The organism is Candidatus Neomarinimicrobiota bacterium (assembly GCA_022567655.1).
Classification (GTDB): Bacteria; Fidelibacterota; SORT01; order SORT01; family SORT01; genus JADFGO01.
The window spans coordinates 1-3261 of the sequence record JADFGO010000139.1; the positions used below are offsets into that span (position 1 = coordinate 1).

General features: G+C 44.2%; 2 protein-coding genes, 1 tRNA gene and 1 rRNA gene. 2 read left to right on the plus strand and 2 right to left on the minus strand.

Annotated features, from left to right (window positions below; all coding sequences use genetic code 11):
* A 23S ribosomal RNA gene (locus tag IID12_10105) occupies window positions 1–886 on the minus strand; the annotation flags it as partial.
* A 326-nt stretch (window positions 887–1212) separates the two neighbouring features.
* Here IID12_10105 and IID12_10110 point away from each other — a divergent pair.
* Together IID12_10110 and IID12_10115 are read left to right on the plus strand one after the other, a co-directional pair.
* Window positions 1213–1797 carry a ComF family protein gene (locus tag IID12_10110; GenBank protein ID MCH8289437.1) on the plus strand — a complete coding sequence of 195 codons (585 nt, stop codon included), beginning with the start codon at window positions 1213–1215 and terminating at the stop codon, window positions 1795–1797.
* A complete protein-coding gene (locus IID12_10115; protein ID MCH8289438.1) occupies window positions 1794–2750 on the plus strand; it encodes a DNA-processing protein DprA in 957 nt (318 codons plus the stop codon). The genes IID12_10110 and IID12_10115 overlap by 4 nt, the downstream gene beginning before the upstream one ends.
* 286 nt (window positions 2751–3036) lie before the next feature.
* Here the strand turns inward: IID12_10115 and IID12_10120 are convergent.
* Window positions 3037–3132: transfer RNA gene (locus IID12_10120), tRNA-Ala, on the minus strand.
* Window positions 3133–3261: the final 129 nt, after the last annotated feature.

Consider the following 3261-nt stretch of genomic DNA (forward strand, 5'->3'; position numbering starts at 1 on the left):
TCACTCCGATCCACAGCTCATCCAAGCCGTTTTCAACCGACCCTGGTTCGGACCTCCATCTCGTTTTACCGAGACTTCATCCTGGCCATGGATAGATCACCCAGTTTCGGGTCTACCCCACACTACTTATTCGCCCGGTTAGGACTCGCTTTCGCTTCGGCTCCAGTCTTTAAACTTTAACCTTGCAGTATAGGAGTAACTCGCTGACTCATTATGCAAAAGGCACGCCGTCACCTCCCATTGTTAAAAAACAATGGGGCGGCTCCGACCGCTTGTAGGCATACGGTTTCAGGTTCTATTTCACTCTCCGCTAGGAGTTCTTTTCGCCTTTCCCTCACGGTACTAGTTCACTATCGGTCACCAAAGAGTATTTAGCCTTTCCAGATGGTCCTGGTGGATTCTCACAAGATTTCTCGTGTCCCGTGATACTCGGGAACATTAACCAAAGAGCCTTACAATTTTCGATTACGGGACTATCACCCGCTGCGGTTTGTCTTTCCAGAACAATTCATCTAATTATAAGGTTTTTTACTCTTCGAGGTCTCTGCAAAGACCTCCATTAAAGTCCCACTACCCCAATACCACAACACTTGCAGGTTTACATGATATTGGTTTAGGCTCTTTCCCGTTCGCTCGCCGCTACTAGGGAAATCATTTTTATTTTCTCTTCCTTGGGTTACTAAGATGTTTCAATTCTCCCAGTTCGCTCTACACCGACTATGTATTCATCGGTGAGTCTTCCGACATTACTCGGAAGGGGTTGCCCCATTCGGAAATCCCCGGATCTAAAGATGTGTGCTCCTCCCCGAGGCTTATCGCAGCTAGCCGCGTCCTTCATCGCCTTTTGGTGCCTAGGCATCCGCCGTACGCCCTTAGTAGCTTGACCACAATTCTTTGTAGTCATATCAATCGTAGTTATTACTACTTGTTCTACCCTTAAAACAGATTTCTCAATTGTCAAAGAACACTCTCATGGCCCCCAACTCACTTTTTGGGGCATCAGAAAATATACCTACATCTCCCTTACCTGTCAAGATTTATTTTGCGAGTTTTGATGGAAATTATATGAGCGGGTTATCCGGCAGCTGCCGGATGATCGCACATGTAACGGCTTGATATGACCTGCCGGCTATCTTAATAATGGTTTTTATTACACCGCCAAAATTATATATTTACGTATGACTTTTATCTATCGACTTGAAGAGATATAGTTTGCCGATTCAAGTTCTAAAAGGAAATTGGAGATTCGGGTGGGCGCTCGATTTGCACACGATTTCAAGCAGTTATATTGCGGAAGGAGAATTTGATACCGAATATACAGAGATCGGGCAAATGCTCCATAAGTTGAAATATCAAAATGATAAAAGTCAAATCGAGCCGCTCGCAGCTAAACTGTATGAGTTTTTCCAGGATCGCCGGGCAGCTCCAAACATATCCTCTATCATACCGATTCCACCGTCGAACGAGGATAGGAGATTTCAGCCCGTTACAGTATTGGCAGATGCCCTGGGGGAAAAATTAGGTATAATTGTTCTCCACGATTATATCCAAAAGATTAAAATTACCCAAACACTCAAGTCGGTGGAGACACAAGCAGCCAAAGAGAAATTATTGCGGGGAGTGTTCAAACTGAACCCGGATATAGAGCCCGACCGGGTGGGGAAAAACGTCCTTCTGTTCGATGACCTTTACCAGTCGGGCGCGACTTTGAGAGAGGTAACAAAAACTCTGAATAACGAAAAATATATCAGAAGCATCTATGTATTGACAGTGACCAAAACGCGGAAGAAGAAATGATATCCAATTCGGAATACATCTGGTATAAGATTTTCGGCGTGGAAGGTTTCGGAACGAAGACGATTAATAAGATATACAGAGGGATCCGGGACCAAAATATTGGAATCACCAATTTAGAAGATTTTTCAAAAGAAGAATTTATGAATCTTGGAGTAAACGAAAGCCTTTACGAAGCCTGGAAAAATGTTGAGGACTCCGTTTGTTACCTGAATTATGAACGGTTAATTAAGCAAGGAATCAGGCTTATTACGCCGGACCTGAAGGAATATCCCGAACAACTCGCAAAGACGCTTAATGATAACGCACCACCCTTACTCTTTTGCCTGGGTGATAAGAATTTGTTGAATGCAAAAAACGTGGCAATTATTGGAGCCAGAGATGTCACTGACACCGGAATTGAGCATGCGATGAATATCACAAAGGAATTGACTCAAAAGGGATTCAATATTGTGTCGGGGTATGCAAAAGGCGTAGACTCGATTGCTCACTTAACAGCGTTGGAATTCGGGGGAACTACCACAATTGTATTAAGTCATGGTATCTATGAATTCAGGCAAAAAAGAGAGTTCCTCGACATACCGGAGTGGAGCGAGAATACGCTGATCCTATCACAGTTTGCTCCTGAAGTGAAATGGTTCGCGCGGAATGCAATGATCAGAAATGAGACTATTGTAGGATTATCAAGCGCTGTTGTGGTAATCCAGTCGGGCCCTAATAAAGACAGTGACGACAAAATGAGCGGTACTTTTGCCTCCGGGAAATCTGCCTTGAAGTATGGTGTTCCTCTTTATGTTCTGAAACCGGAGTTAATCGAAAATGCTGATGGAAATAAAGAACTCATAAGACGAGGCGCCGTCGAAATTACTCCTGACAATATTCTTCAAATTATGTCCGACCATACTGAGATTAATTTGAAGAATGGAACAGGGGAACAACTGTCGTTCATCGAATAGATTCCTACTGAACTACCTCAAATAAATCAACTCTTTACAGAGCTAAAGCCCCCGTATTTTAATGCTTGTAGGGGCTGGTTTGTGTCGAAGACACTCATTGAGAGAAACCAGCCCATCGATATTTAGGAATACATCGATTAAGTCAAAGCAGAATCAACACGGTAGATGTACTCTATTTCCTGTTATGCGGTCAGGGCGAGCCCTGACTCGCATTATATCCATTGTCACCCTGAGCGGAGTCGAAGGGTGAATTCCGCACCGGACTTGATAAGAGGGGATTTATTCGTGGAGCCGATCGGGATCCTCCAAGGGAGTTCCTGCGGAAGAACCGACAACCTCCGCCGTGCAAGGGCGGCGCTCTCCCAGTTGAGCTACGGCATCCTTTTCCTTGTGCCGGCTTATAGCTTTCTTCTTTTGCCATACGTGATTGCCTTGATGTTATAAACCTTGGTTACGTAAAGTTAAAATGAGACCGAACGACAATAGAAACAATACTGGCCAAATACTATTT

Bases quoted from the DNA above. Each gene is read 5' to 3' on its own strand.
- IID12_10115 (MCH8289438.1), top strand. From the start codon at position 1,794: ATGATATCCAATTCGGAATACATCTGGTATAAGATTTTCGGCGTGGAA.